The organism is Niabella ginsenosidivorans, assembly GCF_001654455.1.
Classification (GTDB): domain Bacteria; phylum Bacteroidota; class Bacteroidia; order Chitinophagales; family Chitinophagaceae; genus Niabella; species Niabella ginsenosidivorans.
This window is the reverse complement of record NZ_CP015772.1, coordinates 292,329-307,695: the sequence shown is the minus strand read 5'-3', so window position 1 is coordinate 307,695 and position 15,367 is coordinate 292,329. Positions and strand designations below refer to the sequence as shown.

At 44.5% G+C, this 15,367-nt stretch carries 17 protein-coding genes; 12 read left to right on the top strand and 5 right to left on the bottom strand.

Going from position 1 to position 15,367, the window contains the following annotated elements; translation table 11 throughout:
* Positions 1–7 precede the first annotated feature (7 nt).
* On the top strand, positions 8–1,360 hold the full coding sequence (locus A8C56_RS01350; RefSeq protein WP_067751051.1) for a S41 family peptidase: 1,353 nt from the start codon (positions 8–10) through the stop codon (positions 1,358–1,360).
* Here the strand turns inward: A8C56_RS01350 and A8C56_RS01345 are convergent.
* Positions 1,357–2,205 carry a hypothetical protein gene (locus tag A8C56_RS01345; RefSeq protein WP_084490381.1) on the bottom strand — a complete coding sequence of 283 codons (849 nt, stop codon included), beginning with the start codon at positions 2,203–2,205 and terminating at the stop codon, positions 1,357–1,359. The genes A8C56_RS01350 and A8C56_RS01345 overlap by 4 nt on opposite strands.
* Before the next feature lie 277 nt (positions 2,206–2,482).
* On the opposite strand from A8C56_RS01345, the gene A8C56_RS01340 reads away from it, so the two are divergent.
* The 6 genes from A8C56_RS01340 (at position 2,483) to A8C56_RS01315 (ending at position 7,352) form a co-directional block, all read left to right on the top strand.
* Positions 2,483–2,797: a hypothetical protein gene (locus A8C56_RS01340; RefSeq protein WP_067761452.1), complete on the top strand. Its 315-nt coding sequence runs from the start codon at positions 2,483–2,485 to the stop codon at positions 2,795–2,797.
* Between the two features lie 51 nt (positions 2,798–2,848).
* Complete coding sequence (locus tag A8C56_RS01335; RefSeq protein WP_067751044.1) at positions 2,849–3,397, top strand: FKBP-type peptidyl-prolyl cis-trans isomerase; 549 nt, start codon at positions 2,849–2,851, stop codon at positions 3,395–3,397.
* Between the two features lie 85 nt (positions 3,398–3,482).
* Positions 3,483–3,992, top strand: a complete 510-nt coding sequence (locus tag A8C56_RS01330; RefSeq protein ID WP_067751041.1) for an FKBP-type peptidyl-prolyl cis-trans isomerase — start codon at positions 3,483–3,485, stop codon at positions 3,990–3,992.
* A 27-nt stretch (positions 3,993–4,019) separates the two neighbouring features.
* Complete coding sequence (locus tag A8C56_RS01325; RefSeq protein ID WP_067751039.1) at positions 4,020–4,511, top strand: FKBP-type peptidyl-prolyl cis-trans isomerase; 492 nt, start codon at positions 4,020–4,022, stop codon at positions 4,509–4,511.
* 706 nt (positions 4,512–5,217) lie between these two features.
* On the top strand, positions 5,218–5,718 hold the full coding sequence (locus tag A8C56_RS01320) for an FKBP-type peptidyl-prolyl cis-trans isomerase (protein WP_067751037.1): 501 nt from the start codon (positions 5,218–5,220) through the stop codon (positions 5,716–5,718).
* A gap of 206 nt (positions 5,719–5,924) precedes the next feature.
* Complete coding sequence (locus A8C56_RS01315) at positions 5,925–7,352, top strand: L-serine ammonia-lyase (protein WP_067751034.1); 1,428 nt, start codon at positions 5,925–5,927, stop codon at positions 7,350–7,352.
* A 91-nt stretch (positions 7,353–7,443) separates the two neighbouring features.
* On the opposite strand, the gene A8C56_RS01310 is transcribed toward A8C56_RS01315, so the two are convergent.
* From A8C56_RS01310 to A8C56_RS01300, 3 genes are all read right to left on the bottom strand, one after another.
* Positions 7,444–8,847 (bottom strand): bifunctional UDP-3-O-[3-hydroxymyristoyl] N-acetylglucosamine deacetylase/3-hydroxyacyl-ACP dehydratase, encoded by a 1,404-nt coding sequence (locus tag A8C56_RS01310; protein ID WP_067751032.1) that lies wholly within the window; start codon positions 8,845–8,847, stop codon positions 7,444–7,446.
* Between the two features lie 94 nt (positions 8,848–8,941).
* Complete coding sequence (lpxD, locus tag A8C56_RS01305) at positions 8,942–9,982, bottom strand: UDP-3-O-(3-hydroxymyristoyl)glucosamine N-acyltransferase (protein ID WP_067751029.1); 1,041 nt, start codon at positions 9,980–9,982, stop codon at positions 8,942–8,944.
* 17 nt (positions 9,983–9,999) lie between these two features.
* Entirely contained in the window at positions 10,000–11,226 is a 1,227-nt protein-coding gene (locus A8C56_RS01300; protein ID WP_084489908.1) for an HD domain-containing protein, read from the bottom strand.
* Positions 11,227–11,416: 190 nt separating this feature from the next.
* Here A8C56_RS01300 and A8C56_RS01295 point away from each other — a divergent pair, with 190 nt between their 5' ends.
* From A8C56_RS01295 to A8C56_RS01275, 5 genes are all read left to right on the top strand, one after another.
* Positions 11,417–11,707, top strand: a complete 291-nt coding sequence (locus tag A8C56_RS01295) for a hypothetical protein (protein ID WP_067751023.1) — start codon at positions 11,417–11,419, stop codon at positions 11,705–11,707.
* A gap of 42 nt (positions 11,708–11,749) precedes the next feature.
* Positions 11,750–12,529, top strand: coding sequence for an MBL fold metallo-hydrolase (locus tag A8C56_RS01290; RefSeq protein ID WP_067751021.1), 780 nt, complete (start codon positions 11,750–11,752; stop codon positions 12,527–12,529).
* A gap of 189 nt (positions 12,530–12,718) precedes the next feature.
* The gene (locus tag A8C56_RS01285; protein WP_067751018.1) at positions 12,719–12,985 is read left to right on the top strand and encodes a DUF2089 family protein; all 267 of its coding nucleotides are present in this window, start codon (positions 12,719–12,721) and stop codon (positions 12,983–12,985) included.
* Positions 12,985–13,590: a hypothetical protein gene (locus A8C56_RS01280; protein WP_067751015.1), complete on the top strand. Its 606-nt coding sequence runs from the start codon at positions 12,985–12,987 to the stop codon at positions 13,588–13,590. Before A8C56_RS01285 ends, A8C56_RS01280 begins: the two co-directional genes overlap by 1 nt.
* 8 nt (positions 13,591–13,598) lie before the next feature.
* A complete protein-coding gene (locus A8C56_RS01275) occupies positions 13,599–14,540 on the top strand; it encodes an alpha/beta hydrolase (protein WP_067751012.1) in 942 nt (313 codons plus the stop codon).
* Between the two features lie 46 nt (positions 14,541–14,586).
* Here the strand turns inward: A8C56_RS01275 and A8C56_RS01270 are convergent, their stop codons facing one another.
* Positions 14,587–15,279: a Crp/Fnr family transcriptional regulator gene (locus A8C56_RS01270; protein WP_067751010.1), complete on the bottom strand. Its 693-nt coding sequence runs from the start codon at positions 15,277–15,279 to the stop codon at positions 14,587–14,589.
* Between the last annotated feature and the right edge of the window lie 88 nt (positions 15,280–15,367).

Sequence of the window (15,367 nt, the reverse complement as noted above, 5' to 3'; positions counted from 1 at the left end):
TATACGAATGAAAAAAAATCTGCTTTTTTTCGCGGCAATCATGGGACTCCTTTTTTCCTGCCGGAAAAACGATCGCCCATCCACCACAAATACCCCACAGGAATTAAAACAGGCGGTTGAATACAGTAAGGAAATTTATTTATGGAACGATCAGCTTCCGGCTTCCATGAACGCTTCCCAATTCAGCAGCCTGGACGATGTAATGGAATATATAAAAAAATACAGCTTTGAGCAGCAATTCCGGAGAAATGTTGATGAATGGAGCTTTGCCATCCGGCAAAGCGAGTGGAATGATGTAAGCCAGGGCATTGCAGGTGATTTTGGCCTGGGCATCTTCTTTATGCCGGGCACCAACAAGCTGTACGTTAAATCAGTTGAAAAATTATCACCAGCCGGGGTCGCAGGCATTCAGCGGGGATGGCAGGTATTAAAAATAGACGGGGTAGCCCGGATTGACACAACGGAAGCAGCAATAGAAGCGATCGTAACTGCTGTTTTCGACAGCCAGGAAGCTACCATTACCTTTAAAAAGCCGGACGCAAGCAACCAGCAGCTCACGCTGAAAGCTGCTACTTACACAGAGCAGCCTGTTTACCTGGACACTGTTTACAACCGCCCCTCCGGCAAAGTGGGCTACCTGGTATACAACAGCTTTTTGGGAGATTCCGCATCCGTGGTCAGTAATATGGCCCGCGTCTTTAATAAATTCAATACAGCGGGCATTTCAAATATGATCGTGGATCTGCGTTATAACAGCGGGGGCTATGTATGGATGCAGGAGCTTTTAGCCAATTACCTGGTTAATAATAATGCATCCGGCTCCAAAAAAGTAATGTATACAGAAAATTTTAACCCCGATTACCAGGATTTTGATACAACGGTCTATTTCAACAAAAAAAGTTCCCTGAACCTGGATAAGATCTATTTCCTCACCACACAGGGCACGGCTTCCGCCAGTGAATTACTGATCAACAGCCTGAAACCCTATATGACAGTAAATACAGTGGGTACAAGGACGGATGGCAAGGCTGTAGGTTTCTTCCCTATCGAAGTAGGCAGCTGGTATATTTTCCCGGTATCATTCAGGAGCCTCAATGCCAGCAGGCAGGGAAATTATTTTGACGGCATTCAACCCACGGTCACCGCAACAGATGGGCTTGACCGCAACTGGGGCGATGTACAGGAATCCATGCTGGCGGCAGCCCTGGCCGGTATTGACCGCACCGGTTTACGAACCATGGCGGCATTGCCGGCAGCGCAGCCGGTATTGATGCCCGTAGCTAATCAAAAACTTTTAAAATACGAAAACAAACTCAGGGGTGCTGTAGAAAGCCGCCGCAGGTTAAGATCAATTTATTAATTATTGCGGATCGTAACTTTTCTGCCGGAAATTATAGTGAGGGAATCCCGCACTCTTGCGGTATCTGCCGGCAGGGTTTGCAGCTTCATTAATATATTGTAATGAAGTGAATCTATTTTTTCCAGCTCTACCGGCCAATCAATCTTTTTTAGCTGGTTGTACCGTTTGGAAGCTCTTGGCTCTCTGGTGGTTTCCAGTATATACGTTACCATGCCTGAAGCTGCAGCGGGCACAACAGTTGGACCGGCTGCAGGCTGTGCAGTATTTTTATGTGCGGCAGTATCCACCGCACTGCCGGTTTCCGCAGTGCCGGTTACAGGGGCCTCTTTTGGCCGGGCCGTTTTTGAGTAAAACCATACCGTAGCCCCAATGGCTACTACTACTAAAACAATGATCATTATTGCGGGTCTTTTTGACCGGCTGTTACTGCCGCTGCGCTTTTCCTCAATATAGGCCTGCGGAACCGTATTCCGTTCCGTAAACGGTACTTCCTTCTTTTTCGGTGGCTCCGTTTGCGTATTGGGCACAAAATCATAGGTCCCGTCTGCTTTTTTCAACAGGGTGCCGATGCCTGCAAACAGATAAGGCTTGCCTGTATTTAAGAACCGGATTGCATCCTCCAGTTGTGATTGAAGGTCAGACGTTGCCAGCACTTTCATTTTGCCGGTTTCTTCAGAAATATAGGCAATAACGCTATTGTCAAACTGCTCCACCGGTTTTTGCTCAAATTTAACCGTTGCATTTTCAGGGCCACCGTAGGTTTCGGCATAAAAAGTACCGAGGCCCGGTAAGCTTAATTCCTTGTGGTTTAAGAGGTATTGTGCCAGTAAGGGTGATAGTTTCACAAACAAACGATTAAACTGCAATATATGAAAGAATTGTTATACCTGCAACAGGGTATTTCTTAAATTAATGTTACCCAATGTATTTTACCATTGATTCCGCAGGCTCTGTACAGCTTTTAAGGCATTCGTTCTATATTGCATCGGGTTGAGAGCACCCATCCTGCCGGACTTACGCCAGGTGAACCTGCCTGTCCCGTACAGCTGCAAAATTGTCCGGTTCAGGTTGCCCGGCCTGAAAAATGCCGGGTGCTCAGGCAGGGTTTATTATCTTTGGGGTATGTACACCCAAAAGGAAGAAGCATTTATAAAGTATTGGGAAGCGCACCGTTTAAAAAAGAAACGGTCGCTTAAAAATATTCTTATTTCTACTCCCCTGGGAATCATACTGGTCATTGGCATTTTCGTCAACTTTTTCAGCGGCTGGTATAAACGGGCTGCAATGGAGGCCAATGCAGACCCCTCCCTTTTCCTGGTTTTATTGGTTGCAGGCATTATTATTGTTGCGTTTGTAGGCATCTTCTCGTCTTACCATAAATGGGATATTAATGAAAACTATTATAAGGAATTATTAGCCCGTAAAGACAAAAAATAAGCTATTATTGGCTCAATTTTATTATTTATTATTAATCTTTAAACAAAAAGAATGAAAAAAACATTTGTTGTACCCCTGATGACTTTTGCTGTGGCTGTATTAACCCTTGCTTCCTGTATGAAAACAGATAATACACCGCAATGTACTGGTTACTCGTTAAGTCAGGATCGACAGGTAATTGACTCATTTATAAACGACAAGGGAATGAGTTATATGGATTTTAACTCCGATATTAATGCTTATATTGGTATTACCAATCCTGGAGAAGGCAGCATGCCGGCAGCAGACTCTGTAATCAGCTATAAATATTCCATTTCATTAATGGACGGAACCAGTCTGGGTACATCTGACACGATCAGCAGGAACACGAATACGGGAATGCTGCTAAAGCTCAGTGATTTTGTTAATACAAACGGGGTAGCTACTGTAGAATATACTGTTCTTTCCCAGTTAAGAAAAGGCGGTACTGCAAAAGTCATTTTGCCCTCCTCTGTCTATTTTGGCTGTAATTCACAAAATACTGCCGATGGAAAAGTTATTCCAGGTAATTCACAGCTCATTTATGATTTTACATTAACGGGCGTTGCTTCTAATCAATAAGAGCAGGACGGCAGGCAAAATTGATTTTGGTAGTGTTTAGTTATCTGTTTTATATACGATCGGTATACTAAATTTAGATCTCTTTGTGAAGAAAGCATTGATCATAATTATTATCGCAACAACGCTTCTGGGCTGTTTAAAAAACGATGATACGCCCCCCTGTACCAATGGTCTTTCATTACAGCAGGACCGGCAGATCATTGATTCTTTTCTTTCAGCCAGTCACCAGACCACCAGTTTTACTTTTGATGACCAGGCGGCCCTTTATTATGATATCGAAGATCCCGGAACCGGCACGAACAGGCCAACCACCGATTCCCTGGTATCTTTTCATTATACCGGAAAGCTCCTGAACGGCACAATTATCGATTCGGCTACCGTACAGCCGCCGCCCACCATGCCCTTAAGAAATTTCGGGAACCTGGTGTATGTGCCTTATGCATTAGCCAAACTCACAAAAGGAGGAAAGATCCGGCTGATCATTCCCTCCTCCTCCGCGTTTGGGTGCAGGCAGATGACCGGAGTGAATATTGTGCCGCCCAATTCCCAGCTTTTCTACGAATATGAGCTAACTGATATGACACCCAGCTATTAACTCTTAAAATATTAGTATTAATCAAAAATGAGAAAATTATTAGGTTTTACGGCCCTGGTAATCCTTGTGATAACGGGTTGTATGAAGAGTAACGATGATGGAAGCTGCACTCCCCAGCCTGTTGCAAAGGAATTGCCATCCATGCAGAAATTTGCAGCAGACAGCTCTATAGATGCCAAACAGGACCCAACAGGCATTTTATACCAGGTGCTTGAGCCCGGCACAGGCACTGCGCCGGCCCAGTCCGATTCCATTACGATCAACTATGTAGGGCGGTTTTTGAACGGCCAGCAATTTGATGCCGGCAATAATGTTACATTCAAACTCTCCTCCCTCATTGAAGGCTGGCAGATCGGCATTCCTAAAATAAAGACAGGCGGAAAAATAAAACTGATCATACAATCGTCCCTGGCCTATGGCTGCACAGGATCCGTGAATCCCTATACCGGCCAGGTACTGATTCCGGCCAACCAGCCGCTCTACTTTTATGTGGAACTGCTGGGCATCAAGCCGAATTAGCAAAACGGACGTACAAGTTCCGGGAACAAACCAGGTAGCAACAGCTACCTGCAAATGAGGCTGTATCAAAAGTCATTTTAGAACGTAATGTCATCCTGAGTAAATTATTGGTGGCCCAAATCAATGATGCGATGACGTATTTATTTGTTCTTTCAAATTGAAAGCGTTTTCTAAATGTAGGGCTATATCAGCTTAATGATAGCAATTCAACAGCTGAGCGTTTCGCTTTCAGCGAAACATACCACTATATGCTGAAGCCGATAGAAGTGCTCCCCGAAATCGTGCCGTAACCGATTTCGGGAGTCTTTTTTGGGTACCTTTTTGGACAAGCAAAAAGGTACAAATAAAAAAAATACCAGGGAAGCTTTAAATAAGGTATACATGTGGATGCGAAAAGAATAGTACAAATCAGTTACTTACAAATGTGTCATTGGCACCTGGTTCAGCATCTATTGAGAATTATATCTCATTTAGATGCTGAAATACCCGTCCGACCAGGGTCATCCGGGCGGGAATTCAGCAAAATAATAGTGAACCTTTGATACAGCCTCTGCTATTTGGTAGCAGTCCATAAATTCCCAAACAGAATAAGCCGCGTAGCAGCGACCTTTCTTCAGCCAAAAAATTAAGAGGAATCAGGGGTTGTATTACCAAATAGAAAGGTTTCCTGTAATTTAGCCGCAAATTTCAACCTTAATCAATAATAATGAAGAAGCGCTACAGTGCCGGGCTGGCAGTTTTGATCGGGTTGCTCCTGTTAACCGGCTGCCTGAAACAAAATGATGTGGAAACCTGCACGCCCGTTCCCATTTCAAATGAGCTGGATACCATGAAGGCGATGGTAAGGGACAGCGCTTTTGTAATGGATACCACCGGGGAAACAGACGGCATCTTCTCTGAGATCATTAACCCCGGCACCGGCGCTGCGCCAACGCTCAGCAGCACGGTTACTGTAAAATACATTGCTTATTTCATGAATGGAAAAGCATATGATTCCACCTATGTAAAAACCCCGGATGGCGTTACCACCCCTCCGCTGAACCAGCTGATCAAAGGCTGGCAACTGGGATTGCCTAAAATTAAAGAAGGCGGGCAAATACGGTTGATCATTCCCTCGTCGCTGGCCTACGGCTGCAATCCTAACGCAGGGTCTTTAACCAACCAGCCCCTTTATTTTAATATAGAACTTATAAAAGTAGGGGACTGAGCTGTGTTCATAATTGTATGCTGATAATCCGTTACAAAACAGGCCTGTTATTACCGTTTGAAAAGTAACTTTTAATGCAATGCTGTTATTCCAATAAAATATTTTTTTATTTCCGGGGGTCGTCCATAAAAGCCGGATTATTGGCTTATATTTTACAAAAACCATTCCTTCCTTTATCGTAATTTAGATCCAGAATTGAATATTTTATGCAATACGAACCGATCTCGGTTTTTGATATGTTGAAAATTGGCGTGGGGCCTTCCAGCTCCCATACCCTTGGCCCCTGGCGTGCTGCGGAGCGTTTCCTGGGTTTTCTGAATGCGGCCGGGCTGCTCACAAATATTGAAAGCATTAAAGTACTCTTATACGGATCCCTTGCAAAAACCGGCACAGGACATGGAACAGACATAGCTGTACAATTAGGGCTTTGCGGCTATGACCCGGTAACTTTTGATGTTGAAAAAATCAACAGCACCATTGCCGCTATACAGCAAACAAAAAAGCTGCTGCTGGGTGGTGTAAAAGAAGTGGCTTTTGATCCAAAAACGGATATTGAATTCCTGTTTACAGAAACGCTGCCTTATCATTCAAACGGAATGACTTTTCTGGCAACGCCGAACAATGATGCTCCTGTTGCAAAGACCTATTATTCTATAGGCGGCGGTTTTGTAAAAGAAGAGGGGGAAGACACTGTTCTGAATAATGACGTACTGCTGCCCTTTCCGATAGATGATGCCGATGATCTGCTGCGATGGTCTATCAAGACCGGGCTAAGCATTAGTGAAATAGTGGCCGAAAATGAACAGGCCTGGCGCAGCGAAAAAGAAACCAATGAAGGATTGGAAAAGATCTGGCGCACCATGCGGGATTGTATTTACCGGGGCTGTCATAAAACGGGAGTATTGCCCGGGGGGTTGAATGTAAGAAGAAGGGCCGCTGTGCTGAACAGGAAACTGATCGGCGATGTCTCTTATCAGAACTACGAAGAATGGATCGGGCTGATCCGTAAAGGAGGAAGTAATTTCCGTTATACGCTGGATTGGGTAAGCTGTTTTGCTCTGGCTGTAAACGAGGAAAATGCTTCATTTGGCCGCGTGGTAACCGCACCTACGAACGGATCGGCGGGTGTTATTCCGGCTGTATTGCACTATTTCATTATTTTCTGCGATGGCAATGACCCGGAAAAGATCAATAAATTTTTAATGACCGCAGCCGAAATAGGGAGCATCTTTAAAAAAGAATCCACTATTTCCGCAGCAATGGGTGGCTGCCAGGCAGAGATAGGTGTTTCTTCCTCCATGGCGGCAGCGGCATTAACAGAGGCGCTCGGGGGGTCACAGAAACAGGCAATGATGGCAGCAGAGATCGCTATGGAACATCACCTGGGCATGACCTGTGATCCCATCGGCGGGCTGGTGCAGGTACCCTGTATTGAACGCAATACCATGGGGGCCATTAAAGCAATAACCGCCAGCCAGCTGGCTTTACAAAGCACACCGGACTTTGCCAGGGTATCGCTGGATGATGTTATCAAAACCATGTGGGACACGGCCCAGGATATGAATTTTAAATATAAGGAAACCGCAGACGGCGGGCTTGCCGTGCATGTTCCATTGAGCTTACCGGAATGCTGAGTGATCAGCTGTCAGTCATCAGTTGTCAGCCCAGATAGTTATCGGGATCAGTTGTCAGTGTGTGTGGAGGCTTGTTCTGAAATCTTAAAATCTATTGCTTCACAATCTGCGCTACCAGGTCTGCCTCTGTAGCTACTTTATTGCCTATATAAACAGTGCCCCGCATTTCGCAGATGCCACGGCGGATAGGTGCTGATAATTCCATTTTCAGGATCATCGTGTCGCCCGGTCTTACCATCTGCTTGAACTTGCAGTTATCAATTTTCAGGAAATAGGTGTCATACTTTCCTTCCCCGGCAAGATTAATGGCCAGTATGCCACCGCATTGCGCCAATGCCTCTATCTGTAAAACACCGGGCATTACAGGGTTTTGCGGAAAGTGCCCCTGGAAGAACCATTCATTAAAAGTTACATTCTTTACTCCTACAATGCGCTCATCGGTCAGCTCAATGATCTTATCTACCAGTAAGAACGGAAAGCGGTGCGGCAGCGTTTTTTCTATATACTGCAGGTCATAGACCGGCGGAACGTTCGGATCATAATTGGGAACACCCTTTAAATGCTTGTTAGCTTTAATATGCTTTTTGATCATCCGCGCAAACTGCACATTAGTGCTGTGCCCCGGCCGGTTGGCAATTACCCGCCCTTTTACGGGATACCCGATCAGTGCCAGGTCGCCCACAATATCCAGCAACTTATGACGTGCCGGCTCATTCGGAAAACGAAGTTCCAGGTTATTCAGGTAACCTTCGCTTTTCACTTCAATATCATCTTTGTTAAAGATCTTTTTCAAACGCCCCAGCTCTTCATCACCAATTGGTTGATCTACCACCACAATGGCGTTGTTTACATCACCGCCTTTTATAAGATTATGCTGCAGCAGCATTTCCAGTTCGTGCAAAAAACAAAAGGTACGGGAAGTGGAGATCTTATCTTTAAAGTTCCGCATGGTTTTCAGCTCCGCGTGCTGCGTGCCCAGTACCGGGGAGTTAAAATCGATCAGCGTGGTGATCTGGTATTCCCTTGCAGGCATAATGACCATTTCTACCCGTTTTTCTTCATCGGTAAGGTATAAATTCTCATCAATGGAATACCATAATTTGGCAGCATCCTGCTCCTCAATACCCGCCTCTTCAATAATTTCAATAAAAGGCATGGCACTTCCATCTATGATAGGCACTTCCGGCCCGTTGATCTCCAGTAGTACATTATCGATGCCCATACCCACCAGAGCCGCCAGCAAATGCTCCACCGTACTTACTTTGGCTCCGTTCGCTTCCAGGGTAGTGCCGCGGCTGGTATCAGTAACCAGGTCACAATCGGCCTTGATCATGGGCTTATTAGGAAGGTCAACCCTCTGAAACTGAATACCAAACCCGGCATTCGCGGGCTTCAGCGTAAGATCGGCCAGCACACCGGTATGCAAACCTGTGCCGCTGATGCTTACTGCCTGTTTTAAAGTATGTTGTTTGTCAGGGTTGAAACTATTCTCCATGCTTGTGAATTAAGGCGGCAAATATATTTATAAATTCCTTGGGTAGCAATAATGAACGATTGTAATTCATCAATAATTTGAAGAGTCTCAGGTGTTATAGGTGCTTCTTTAACTGCTCCAGTTCCTGCTCCAGCTCCTTTAAACGCTTTTCCAGGTCGGGCAGTTTACGGTTAAGTGCCTGGCTTCTCAAAGCAGAAGTATAGTCATAGGCCGGCGAGCCCGTAACGGCTTTTCCAGGTTCTATATTTTTACTGACACCGCTTTGCGCATTGATCTTGGCACCATCCCCAATATGCAGATGCCCTACTATTCCTACCTGACCTCCGATCATGACACCTTTACCCACCTTGGTGCTGCCGCTGATACCTGCCTGGGCAGCCACTACGGTGCTGCTGCCGATCTCCACATTGTGTGCGATCTGGATCAGGTTATCCAGCTTGGCACCCGAACGGATGATGGTAGAGCCAATGGTTGCACGGTCAATGGTTGCATTAGCGCCGATCTCTACATAATCTTCAATGATCACGTTACCGATCTGGGGCACTTTTGAAAACGTTCCGTCGGCCTGTGGTGCAAATCCAAAACCATCCGCACCAATAACCGTTCCTGCATGTATGGTTACATTGTTTCCTATCTGGCAATTGTGCAGGATCTTTACACCCGGGTTAATAACGGTATTATTGCCAATGGTGACATTGTTGCCGATATAGACGCCTGGGAAAATCTTTGTATTGTTGCCAATGGTTACCTGCTCGCCCAGGTAAGCAAATGCGCCAATAAAAACATCAGCGCCATAACTGGCCGTTTTAGCAATATAGGAAGGCTCCTGTATGCCTTTTAACTGTTGCTGCACAAGTTCCTGGTACCTGCTCAGCAACGCGGCAAATGCTGAGTAGGCATCTTTTACGCGGATCAAAGTAGCAGCAACAGGCTTTTTCAGCTCCAGGGCTTCATTGATAATGATGACACTGGCTTTTGTTTCATACAGATATTCCTCATATTTTGGGTTAGCAAGAAAACTCAGCTGACCTTCCTTTGCCTCTTCTATTTTTCCGAAATTGTCAACAGAAGCATTCTCATTTCCTTCCACCTGGCCGTTAATGATGGCCGCAATCTGCGCTGCAGTAAATGTCATATTCTAAATAACTGGTTTTAGCGTACTCTTAATGAACAAATGTAATATTTTTTAACTGCCATACTTGTTTTTACGTTGATCAGTGCATTGTCTACTTCTGAAATATCTTTCAGCCGCCCATCCTTATACTGGATCGTAATAGTTTCATTTTCCGGATTATACAGCCTGTTGCTGGCTTCGCCCCAGAATACATAATAAGAAGCTTCTTCTTCATTTACATTCATTTTCTGAGCTATTTCTTTTCTTTTTTGTAAAAGAAATGCTTCATCAAAAGGCTGTGATTGTAACCGGATGTTCATGATCCTTCTTTCTATCAGGTCCGTACACAATTGTGATAAAACTTTATCAGTATGCCTGCTCCAGTTCTTTATGGTAGCCATCATATCATGATCATCCATATTGCAAAAGTCCTGTAACAACCGGCCTTTACTGGCGGCAGTACGCCCGGCGCCATTATGCAGAAAATGCTCCAGCGCTGCTGTAGCTGCTGTAATCCGGACACCTTTTGCGATCAACTCCTTTGCCCGCCGGATAATCATGACCAGCATTTTTTCTGCTGCAACCACCGTTTTGTGCAGGTACACCTGCCAGTACATCAACCGCCTGCTCAGCAGGAACTTTTCAATAGAATAAATAGCTTTTTCCTCTACAACCAGGTTGTCATTGTGCACCGCCAGCATTTTTATAATACGGTCATAACCAATAACGCCTTCTGCCACACCTGTAAAAAAGCTATCACGGTTCAGGTAATCCATCCTGTCTACATCTAACTGGCCGGACACCAGCTGATGCAGAAACTTTTTGGGATGCGTGCCTGTAAATATAGCTAATGCAGTTTCTAACTGATTGTTAAACTCTTTATTCAGCTCCTGCATAATTGCAAGAGACAGCTTTTCATGATGCACTCCCGGGATCAGCTCATGCTCCAATGCATGGGAAAAAGGACCATGCCCGATATCATGCAACAGGATGGCTATTTTTGCACCCAATGCTTCTTCCCCGGTAAGCACCACTCCTTTCCCCTTCAGCTCCCGGAGCGCTGTGCACATTAAATGATAAGCGCCAAGAGAATGCAGCAGCCGGGTATGCACTGCTCCCGGATAAACCAGGTGGGCAAAAGCCATCTGATGAATATTCCTCAATCGCTGATAAAACGGATGGGAAATAATTGCCAGTAAAAGTGGGTGATCAATAGTTATAAAGCCGTAAACGGGGTCATTGATTATTTTGCGGATTGTTGCCATTTGTTCAGTTGCCCTCAAAGTTAGTAAAAGGAGCGGGATGGGAGATGGGAGATTTAAGCATTGAGTTCTCAGTCGTCAGTTATCAGAGATTGTCTGCGCCTACTTCCTACTCACTATTCCCTACTCGCCATGAACTATAACCCCGAAACCGAAAACGATGGTTATCTTTGTTGTTATTGACAAATAAAAAATGATCAAGTATACACAAAACAGTTTAGACAAGCTGGAAGCAATTCCTGAACAGTGCGGCTATCTCCTGCGTTATGAACGTGGCACGTTTCAAAGCGGTTACTGTATCCTGGACAATAAAAAAGTAGTGGTACTGAATAAATTCCTGCAAACAGAGGGCCGGATCAATGCACTGCTTGAAATTATTCCGCAGTTGGATATTGACACGGCGCAGCTCGACGAAAGCTCAAAGAAACTGTATGCCGAAGTAGTGGAAAATGCGTCACCTGATGCCGAAAACCCCAAAAGCTAAAACAGGGAAGGCTTAACGCATTTTTCCTATTTTGCATCCAACATGTCCTATCCACCCTTACATATCACCTTTCTTGGAACCGGAACCAGCTCCGGCGTTCCGATGATTGCCTGCAACTGTGCCGTTTGCCATTCAACTGATCCGAAAGATAAGCGGCTTCGTTCCAGCCTCCTGGTACAATCCGGCCAAACAACACTGGTGATTGACACAGGGCCCGATTTCCGGCAACAGATGCTTACATATGCCGTAAAAAAACTGGATGCTATTGCAATTACCCATGCACATAAAGATCATATTGCAGGCCTGGACGATGTACGCGCCTATAACTATTTCCAGCAAAAACCCATGGAACTTTATGCCACACAGGCTTCGCAGGAACGTATAAAAATGGAATTTGATTATGCTTTCAGCGATCTTAAAATATCCGGTGTACCCTCTGTTAACCTGCACCAGATCAACGAACAGCAGCCGTTTACAGTTGGCGATCTTAAAATAGTGCCTGTTCCTGTATGGCATATGAGGATGCCGGTGCTGGGCTTCAGACTGGGCGATTTTACTTATATTACCGATGCCAACAGGATCGATGAACCGTCCAAAGAAAAAATAAAAGGCTCAAAAATCCTGGTACTGAATGCACTCCGTCATAAAACCCATCTCTCCCATTTTACCTTAAAAGAAGCCATTGCGCTTGCCGATGAGCTGGGAATTCCACAGGTTTATTTTACCCATATCTCCCACCAGATGGGCTTTCACCAGGAAGTAGAAGCCACATTGGCCCCCGGCCGTAATCTTGCTTATGATGGCCTTGAGATTTCCGTATAAAATAAGAAGCCCCTTTTCTTTTCCATTAAAAACTATATTATCTTTAAGGCAGCGATTCCTCTTTGCCAGATTTAAAATTTACTAAAATGAAGGAACCATCCTGCTTATCAGGGTGGTTTTTTTACAGCTGTAGTTTAATAAAACTAATTCGCACTTTCATTTTATTTAAATTAATTTTATATTTATTAAATGAAGTTACCCATTCATTGCCCCAGTTGTAAAAGCCCGCTGAAAGTAAGCCAGCTGAAATGCGAAGCCTGCTCTACACAAGTAAGCGGTCTTTATGAATTGCCGCTTTACCTGAAATTAAGCCAGGAAGAACAGGGTTTTATTATGGAATTTTTCCTGGCCAGTGGAAGTATAAAAGAAATGGCCAGGCAGGCGGGTACCAGCTACCCTACCATGCGCAATAAAATGGATGATATGATTGAGAAAATAAAAAAAATGACTTCATAATGTCTAAAAACTGGAAAACTGTTTTTAATCCGTTTGAGCGCTATTCGGAAAAGAGCTTAGCCGTAGCGGGGATCATTACCCTGCTGCTTTCCATAATATTGTTCTGGTGGGCGGGTCAAACAAATGATGGTATTTATCATGTATCGCCCAAGGCGGATCTGTCCCTGGTTGGGGCAATAACAGAAGCCGTTGTTTACACCTTATTGGTATGTGCGCTGCTATCGGGCCTGGGCAAAGCTATCAATCCTAAAACAAGGATCATCGACATTCTGAACGCCACGATGATCCACCGCATCCCGTTAACCTTAGGCATCCTGATCCTTCAGCTTCCTTTTATAAAAGCCGCAATGGATAAGATCCTGCAGGCGGTTAAAAGTAATCATTTAGAGTCATTGTCCGGTACCACTATATGGATATCCACAGTTGTAAGCCTGCTGATGCTGGTGTTTTTTGTCTGTGCCATCGTATTACTGTTAAATGGTTTCAGAACAGCAGTGCACGTTAGAAAAGCCATACATTATGTGCTTTTTGCAGCAACATTGATCATAGCAGAAGTCATATACCGCGGGTTGCTTTATCCCAATTTACTCCACTTTCTAAAATAAAAACAATTATGAAGTATCTACTCCTTCTTTTGTTCATGAGCCTGGGAGCAGCAGTCGGTGCGCAAGACAGCTCATATACAGAAAGCCCCATTGTTCTGGAAACTGCAACCGGGAAAATTTATGGAACTTTAACTCTGCCGCACTCCGGTGGTGCTGTACCCGTTGTGTTATTTATTGCCGGTAGTGGCCCTACCGATCGTAATGGCAATAATAATATGGGTTTAAAGACTAATTGTACGCTTCAACTGGCGCATGCCCTTGCCGCAGCAAAAATTGCATCTGTACGTTACGATAAAAGAGGTGTCGCTGAAAGTGTGGGCGCCGCAAAATCTGAAGCATCCCTGCGATTTGATGATTATATTGCGGATGCAAGAGCGTGGATGGACTTGTTAAGAAAGGACAGCCATTTTTCAAAACTGGTTGTTGCCGGACATAGTGAAGGCTCTTTAATTGGCATGATTGCCACTCCAGGCCACGCAGACAAATTCATTTCGCTTGCAGGCGCAGGAACATCGGCAGATACTATATTAAAAACACAGCTTCAAAAATTACCACAAAATCTGTATGAGACTGCCGTAAAAACCATTGACAGTTTAAAAAGGGGGGATGAAGTTAAAGATGTCAACCCCAACTTACAACAATTATTCCGACCATCCATACAGCCTTATTTAATTTCCTGGTTTAAATATGACCCTCAGACCGAGATAAAAAAATTAAAGATCCCTGTACTGATTATTCAGGGTACAAAGGATCTGCAGATTACGGTAGCAGATGCTCAAAAACTAAAAACTGCGCAACCCAAAAGCACCCTGGTTATTATTGGCAATATGAACCACGTATTGAAAAATATACCAGGGGAGCAAGCAGAAAACATGCAATCGTATAGCAATCCAGAGCTGCCTGTAAACGACACCCTTGTGCACACTATTATTGATTATATAAAAAAATAATACCGATCGGGCTGATTAAAAAATCTCATTTTTATGATGCAGAATTTTACCGGCCTGCGGCAGCAAGCTCTAATGCCGGTATATGCTGCAATACAATATTCTTGCCCGCCGCGCTGATCCAGCCCTGCTCTGAAAACTCCAGCAGAAACCGGTATACGGTTTCATAAGTAGCGCCTACATAAGCCGCCAGGTCCTGCCTGCTAATGGTTATGGCAGGGCCGGCCTCTGTTACAGAGCCTGTTTTTTCATAAATTTCCAGGATCGCTTTTGCTACCCTCCTTTTTACAGGTACATGGGCCAGCTCCTGCATCCGCTGCTCAGACAACTGTAATTCATCCGCAAAAAACAACATAAAAGTATAAAGCAGGTTATGATTTACAGTAAGGGTTTTGCGGAAAAACGCCATATCTGCAAAGCATAAGGTTCCGGATGTGACAGCAGTTGCGCTTACAGGATAAACAGTGGAACGGGTGGAAAGGCCCCGGTGCCCCAGGATATCATCCGGACCGGCAAAGCGGATGATGAGTTCCTTACCCTGCTCCCAGCGCTTGTGCACTTTAACCATTCCGTCTATTACAAAATAAATACCGGCCACCTGCTCTCCCGTGCTGAAAATGACCGCTCCTTTTTTAAACTTCAGTATCCTGCAATAGGCGTCCAGTGCCGGCCACCATTCCGGCACGCATGTGCGGTATAAAAAACTTTCGGTAACAGCTGTCTTTCCTTTATTTTTTTTCATCAGTTTGTGGTCTTAAAAGAATTAAAGATCATTTCTATTATATTATAATAATAAATATATAATATATTTTAAAGTTAAAATATAAAAA

What these genes read in the sequence shown, in the direction of transcription:
- A8C56_RS01350 (WP_067751051.1), top strand. Translation starts at nt 8, where the DNA reads ATGAAAAAAAATCTGCTTTTTTTCGCGGCAATCATGGGACTCCTTTTT.
- A8C56_RS01340 (WP_067761452.1), top strand. Translation starts at nt 2,483, where the DNA reads ATGTACACCCAAAAGGAAGAAGCATTTATAAAGTATTGGGAAGCGCAC.
- A8C56_RS01335 (WP_067751044.1), top strand. Translation starts at nt 2,849, where the DNA reads ATGAAAAAAACATTTGTTGTACCCCTGATGACTTTTGCTGTGGCTGTA.
- A8C56_RS01325 (WP_067751039.1), top strand. Translation starts at nt 4,020, where the DNA reads ATGAGAAAATTATTAGGTTTTACGGCCCTGGTAATCCTTGTGATAACG.
- A8C56_RS01320 (WP_067751037.1), top strand. Translation starts at nt 5,218, where the DNA reads ATGAAGAAGCGCTACAGTGCCGGGCTGGCAGTTTTGATCGGGTTGCTC.
- A8C56_RS01315 (WP_067751034.1), top strand. Translation starts at nt 5,925, where the DNA reads ATGCAATACGAACCGATCTCGGTTTTTGATATGTTGAAAATTGGCGTG.
- A8C56_RS01310 (WP_067751032.1), bottom strand. Translation starts at nt 8,847, where the DNA reads ATGGAGAATAGTTTCAACCCTGACAAACAACATACTTTAAAACAGGCA.
- lpxD (WP_067751029.1), bottom strand. Translation starts at nt 9,982, where the DNA reads ATGACATTTACTGCAGCGCAGATTGCGGCCATCATTAACGGCCAGGTG.
- A8C56_RS01300 (WP_084489908.1), bottom strand. Translation starts at nt 11,226, where the DNA reads ATGGCAACAATCCGCAAAATAATCAATGACCCCGTTTACGGCTTTATA.
- A8C56_RS01295 (WP_067751023.1), top strand. Translation starts at nt 11,417, where the DNA reads ATGATCAAGTATACACAAAACAGTTTAGACAAGCTGGAAGCAATTCCT.
- A8C56_RS01290 (WP_067751021.1), top strand. Translation starts at nt 11,750, where the DNA reads ATGTCCTATCCACCCTTACATATCACCTTTCTTGGAACCGGAACCAGC.
- A8C56_RS01285 (WP_067751018.1), top strand. Translation starts at nt 12,719, where the DNA reads ATGAAGTTACCCATTCATTGCCCCAGTTGTAAAAGCCCGCTGAAAGTA.
- A8C56_RS01280 (WP_067751015.1), top strand. Translation starts at nt 12,985, where the DNA reads ATGTCTAAAAACTGGAAAACTGTTTTTAATCCGTTTGAGCGCTATTCG.
- A8C56_RS01275 (WP_067751012.1), top strand. Translation starts at nt 13,599, where the DNA reads ATGAAGTATCTACTCCTTCTTTTGTTCATGAGCCTGGGAGCAGCAGTC.
- A8C56_RS01270 (WP_067751010.1), bottom strand. Translation starts at nt 15,279, where the DNA reads ATGAAAAAAAATAAAGGAAAGACAGCTGTTACCGAAAGTTTTTTATAC.